Origin of the sequence: Bradyrhizobium sp. 23, assembly GCF_023073295.1 — a bacterium.
GTDB lineage: Bacteria > Pseudomonadota > Alphaproteobacteria > Rhizobiales > Xanthobacteraceae > Bradyrhizobium > Bradyrhizobium canariense_D.
Map to the genome: position 1 here is coordinate 10,172 of NZ_JADPJF010000014.1, position 5,528 is coordinate 15,699.

6 protein-coding genes are annotated in these 5,528 nt (G+C 66.0%); 4 read left to right on the plus strand and 2 right to left on the minus strand.

Annotation, left to right across the window (positions count from 1 at the left end; all coding sequences use genetic code 11):
* Positions 1-723: FAD-dependent monooxygenase (locus IVB32_RS02175; protein WP_247409668.1), on the plus strand; the 723-nt coding region annotated here is incomplete at its 5' end.
* A 206-nt stretch (positions 724-929) separates the two neighbouring features.
* Here IVB32_RS02175 and IVB32_RS02180 read toward each other — a convergent pair.
* Both IVB32_RS02180 and mutY read right to left on the minus strand, forming a co-directional pair.
* Positions 930-1,352: a PaaI family thioesterase gene (locus IVB32_RS02180; protein ID WP_247372684.1), complete on the minus strand. Its 423-nt coding sequence runs from the start codon at positions 1,350-1,352 to the stop codon at positions 930-932.
* 52 nt (positions 1,353-1,404) lie between these two features.
* On the minus strand, positions 1,405-2,520 hold the full coding sequence (gene mutY, locus IVB32_RS02185) for an A/G-specific adenine glycosylase (protein ID WP_247409671.1): 1,116 nt from the start codon (positions 2,518-2,520) through the stop codon (positions 1,405-1,407).
* A 122-nt stretch (positions 2,521-2,642) separates the two neighbouring features.
* Between mutY and IVB32_RS02190 the strand changes: the two genes are divergently transcribed.
* The 3 genes from IVB32_RS02190 to IVB32_RS02200 all read left to right on the plus strand — a co-directional run.
* A complete protein-coding gene (locus IVB32_RS02190) occupies positions 2,643-3,137 on the plus strand; it encodes a DciA family protein (protein WP_085352633.1) in 495 nt (164 codons plus the stop codon).
* Between the two features lie 127 nt (positions 3,138-3,264).
* Positions 3,265-3,939, plus strand: coding sequence for a DsbA family protein (locus IVB32_RS02195; protein ID WP_027516417.1), 675 nt, complete (start codon positions 3,265-3,267; stop codon positions 3,937-3,939).
* A gap of 217 nt (positions 3,940-4,156) precedes the next feature.
* The coding region (locus IVB32_RS02200) for an AAA family ATPase (protein ID WP_247409673.1) at positions 4,157-5,528 on the plus strand (1,372 nt) is incomplete at its 3' end.

Sequence of the window (5,528 nt, forward strand, 5' to 3'; positions counted from 1 at the left end):
CTGTGGCGCGGCGTCACGCCCGCAAAAGCCTTCCTCAGCGGCCGCACCATGATCATGGCCGGTCACGAGATCCTGAAATTCGTCTGCTATCCGATCTCGAAGGAACCGGACGCCGCGGGCAACCATCTGATCAACTGGGTTGCCGAGCGCCACATGCCGCCGACCTATCAATGGCGGCGCGAGGACTATAACCGCACCGCGCGGCTGGAGGAGTTCTTACCCTGGTTCGAGAGCTGGCAGTTCGACTGGCTCGACGTGCCCGGCCTGATCAAGAACTGCCCGCACGCCTATGAATATCCGCTGGTCGACCGCGATCCGGTATCGCAATGGACTTTCGGCCGCGTCACGCTGATGGGCGACGCCGCACATCCAATGTATCCGATCGGATCCAACGGCGCCTCGCAGGCGATCCTCGATGCGCGCACCATCACGCGCGAGATCCTGGCGCACGGCCCGACGCAAGCGGCCCTGCTCGCCTATGAGGCCGAGCGGCGGCCTGCAACCACCAGTCTCGTCCTGCTCAACCGCAAGAACGGCCCCGAGCAGGTGATGCAGCTGGTCGAGGAGCGCGCGCCCGACGGCTACAAGGTCGTCACTGACGTGCTGTCGCAACAGGAGCTCGAGGATGTTGCCGCCAATTACAAGCGCGTCGCCGGCTTCCAGGTGGAAGCGCTGAATGCGAAGCCGCCGATCGTGAGCAAGGACGCGCGCGCGACGAAATGAGTATTCGCACGAAGCGAGACGCACGTTGATGCGCCCTCGCCCCTTGCGGGAGAGGGCAGCGACGCCGCTAGACGCAAGCTCACTCGGGTGAGGGGTCTGTCTCCGCGAGTCTAACTCTCATTTGAACTCGCCGAGACAAACCCCTCATCCGGCGCTTCGCGCCACCTTCTCCCGCAAGGGGAGAAGGAAAAAAGACTGCCCGGCAGCTATTTGCCCACCACCCTCGCCGCCTCCAGCAGCCGCTCGCTCGCCGTCGCCGTCGCCAGCAGCGTTCCGTCCTCTGCCATCAGCTTTGCCTCGACGAACGCAATCGTCTTGCCGAGCTGCGTCACCTTGGCCTCGCCGATGATCGGTCCGGGCTTTGCGGGCGCCAGGAAATTCACGGTCATGCTGATGGTGGTGGTGTAGAGCCTGCCCTCGCTCATCACCAGCACGGCGGGGCCCATCGTGTCGTCGAGCATGGCCGAGAGCATGCCGCCCTGGATGAAGCCGGCCGGATTGCAGAACTCCGGCTTGCCGTCGAAGGCGAGCTTGATCCAGCCTTCCCTGGGTCGGGCATCGAGCAGGCGCCACCCCAATAGCTCGGCACAGGGCGGCCTGGGAAAGTTGTCGAGCGCGGTGTTGATCATGCGAGCCTCCGTTGCCTACCACAGCTAACGCAGGCCTGCTGCCAGCATTTTGTCAGCAGGATGGGCTGCTAGGGTCCAATCCATGCGCAATCACCTTACGCATGACGTTGGGCAATGCTTCATCGGCGAGCGTGGCGATCGGCACCCAGCGCATGCTGGCGGGTGCCCGCGTCCGCGCTTCCACCCTCGCCGTGTAGACCACCAGTTCCAGCGGAAAATGCGTGAAGACGTGGGTGACCACGCCGACCTTGCGCTGCCAGCGCGACAGCCCCTTCAACTCGGGCGCCTGCCGTTTTGCCTTGGCGTCGTCCTGCCCGGCCAGCCAGTCCGACCCCGGTACTTCGGTCATGCCGCCGAGCAACCCCTTTTCGGGACGGGTGCGGACGAGAAGCTCGTCGCCGCGCGTGACAACGAAAGCGGCGCCGCGCCGTAGCGCGCCGCTCTTCTTCGCGGCCTTGCGCGGAAACGTGTCCTGCGTTCCCAGCGCGCGCGCCGTGCAGCCCTCGTTCAGCGGGCATAGCGAGCAGGCCGGCTTTTTCGGCGTGCAGATCGAGGCGCCCAGATCCATCAGCGCCTGCGCGCTATCACCGGCGCGAGAATCGGCAAGCAGCGTCGCAGCCAACTCCTGAATCAGCGGCTTGGCCTGCGGGAGCTCTTCCTCAACTGCAAAGAGCCGCGAGACCACGCGCTCGATATTGCCGTCGACCGGCATGGTGCGTCGATCGAACGCTATCGCCGCGATCGCTGCCGCCGTATAGGGCCCGACGCCCGGCAGCGCGCGCAGACGCACTTCGGTGTCGGGAAAGGTGCCGCCATGCTCGCGCGTCACCGCGACCGCGCAGGCATGGAGATTACGGGCGCGAGAATAATAGCCCAGCCCGGCCCACATCCGCAGCACGTCCTCCTGCGAGGCCCGTCCGAGCGCGGTGACATCAGGCCAGCGCGAGACGAATTTTTCGAAATAGGCCCCGACCGCCTTCACTGTGGTCTGCTGCAGCATGATCTCGGACAGCCAGACGCGGTAAGGGTCGGATGCTTCGCCGGGCGGAGCCCGCCAGGGTAATCGGCGGCGGTGGCGGTCATACCATTGGAGCAGCGCGAGCGGACGCGATGGGGTCTCCGGCGGAACTGGTTCCGATTTCGCCTTGAGGGCGGATTTGGGGCTCATGTCCGCACTGTAACGGCAATGCGTCGATCTCTCCACGTCGTGCCCACGCTTGTCGCGGGCATCCACGTTTTTCTTCGCGGTGAAGAGCCTGCGGCCGACGCCCCGGAGTGCTATAAGGTCCCATGTCCAAGCTTCGCCCCATCAAACCCGGTCCCCTCAGCGCCAAGCCGCTGTCGCTCCTGCTCAACGACGTCTTCGCCGAGGCCTATGCCAAGCAGGGATTTGCCGCGCGCGAGCTGGTGACGCGGTGGGCGCAGATTGCCGGACCGGAGATCGCGGCCCACGCCGAGCCACTGAAGATGCAATGGCCGCGGCCGGTCGAGGGCCAGCCGCAGGAGCCGGCGACGCTGGTGCTGCGGGTCGAGGGGCCGATGGCGCTCGAGATCCAGCACTCCGCCGATGTGATCCTGCAGCGGGTCAATCGCTTCTTCGGCTGGAGCGCGGTCGGCAAGCTGGCCTTCCGCCAGGCTCCGCTATCGCGCGCCCGCCGGCCGACCCGGCCCGGCCCGCCGGACGCCAAATCGGTGGCCGAAGTGGCTGAGCGCCTGGGCGACATCGAAGATGAACAATTGAAGTCGGCGCTGGCGCGCCTCGGGGCCGCCATCAAGCGAAATTGAGCCTTATTCTGCGGCCAAACTGGACCTGTCCTGGCCGCTCGCCATTGCCTCAAACGACGTTTCAAGCTAGCGACAGGCCGCCTGAACGGGAATTTCGGGCGAGACCACGCCAATCCGGGAGCCGACCTTGATCATCACCCGCCGCGCCTTCACCTCGATGCTGTCGCTGACCGGGCTTGCCGCGCTCGCCGGGTTCTCGCCGCTGCGGTTCATCTCCGATGCCATGATCCCTGAAGCCATGGCGCAGCCGGCGGCTGGCGACGTGGCCAAGCCGGTGTCGCTGCCCGACATGGCGCTCGGCCCGAAGGACGCCGCCGTCACCATCACCGAATACGCCTCGATGACCTGCCCGCATTGCGCGGCCTTCAACGAGCAAGTGTTTCCCAAGATCAAGTCGGAATACATCGACACCGGCAAGGTGCGTTACGTCTTCCGCGAGTTCCCGCTCGACATCAAAGCCGCCGCCGGCTCGATGCTGTCGCGCTGCATCGCCAATGGCGACGCGCCGAAATACTTTGCCGTCACCGACATGCTGTTCCGCCAGCAGAACGATTGGGTCGTGAAGAACACCACGGAGACCCTGACGCGGATCGGCAAGCAGGCCGGTCTCACCCAGCAGCAGGTCGAGGCCTGCCTGAAGGACCAGGCGCTGCTCGACAAGATCGCCGCCGACCAGAAGTATGCCAGCGACGTTCTGAAGGTCGATTCGACGCCGACGTTCTTCGTCAACGGCGAGAAGATCAAGGGCGAGACCTCGTTCGAGGAATTCGCCAAGAAGATCAATCCGCTGCTCAAGAGCTGATTCGCACGGCACAATCCTGATTCGCATCTCGATAGCCGTATCTTTCCCGGCACAAATCCCTTGGGAAAAGCGGCTTTCGCCGGTTGCCCTCGCAGCCCACCGCGGCCATTGTCCAGCCGCATGAGGCGCCTCGCGCGACTCGCCCGGATACCGACATTGCCTTCCATGGTATTGTCCCGGCAGGGGGATTCGCGCCTGCCAACAGAGATGCGTGCTTATGAAAATCACCCGCCTGCGCCTTCACGGCTTCAAGTCCTTCGTTGAGGCCACCGACTTTGTCATCGAGCCCGGCCTGACAGGCGTGGTCGGCCCCAACGGCTGCGGCAAGTCGAATCTCGTCGAGGCGCTGCGCTGGGCGATGGGCGAGACCTCCTACAAGTCGCTGCGCGCCGCCGACATGGACGCGGTGATCTTCGCCGGCTCCGGCAATCGCCCCGCGCGCAACCACGCCGAAGTGACGATGACGATCGACAATTCCGATCGCACAGCGCCGGCGGCGATGAACGACAGCCAGCTTCTGGAAATTTCCCGCCGCATCGAGCGCGAAGCCGGTTCGGTCTACCGCATCAACGGCCGCGACGTGCGCGCCCGCGACGTGCAGATTCTGTTCGCCGACGCCGCCACCGGCGCGCGCTCGCCGGCCCTGGTCCACCAGGGCAAGATCGGCGAGATCATTCAGGCCAAGCCCGAGCAGCGCCGCCGCGTGCTGGAAGACGCCGCCGGCGTCGCCGGCCTGCACGCCCGCCGCCACGAAGCCGAGCTGCGGCTCCAAGCGGCTGAAACAAACCTCACCCGCGTCGAGGACGTGATCGGCCAGCTCGCGGGGCAAATGGAAGGCCTCAAGAAGCAGGCCCGCCAGGCCGTGCGCTATCGCGAAGTTGCGGCCAAGGTCCGCAAGGCCGAGGCAACCCTGTTCCATCTGCGCTGGATCGGCGCCCATGCCGACGTCAACGAATCCGGCCAGACCCACGATCTCGCGGTTCGCGAGATGGCCGAGCGGACCCAGCACCAGGCCGAGGCCGCTCGCATCCAGGCGATTCGCGCCGCCGAAATGCCGGCGCTGCGCGATGCCGAAGCGCGCGCCGCAGCGGGGCTGCAGCGCCTGACCAACGCCCGCGAGCTGCTCGATCGCGAGGAAGAGCGCGCCAAGGAGCGCGTCGCGGAACTCGAGCGGCGCCTCGCGCAGTTCGAAGGCGACATCTCGCGCGCCCAGCAGCAGACCATGGACGCCGATATCGCGCTGCAGCGCCTCGACGCCGAAGATGCCGAGCTGAAGGAAGAGATCAAGTCGCGCGTTGAGAAGCGCTCCGGCGTCGACGAGCGTGTCGCCGAAGCCGAGGCGGTGCTGACCGAAACCGAGCAGCAGTTCACCGAGCTCACCACCGCGCTCGCAGACCTCACCGCCAAGCGCAACCAACTCGAAGCCAACGTTCGCACCCACCGCGACAAGCTCGCCCGGCTCGACCAGGAGATTTCGAACGTCGCGGCGGAAGAGCAGAAGCTCACCGAGGAGACCGGCGGCTTCGGCGATCTCGACGAGCTGACCGCGACGGTCGAGAGCGCCGAGCAGACGCTGGCGGCCTCGGAAG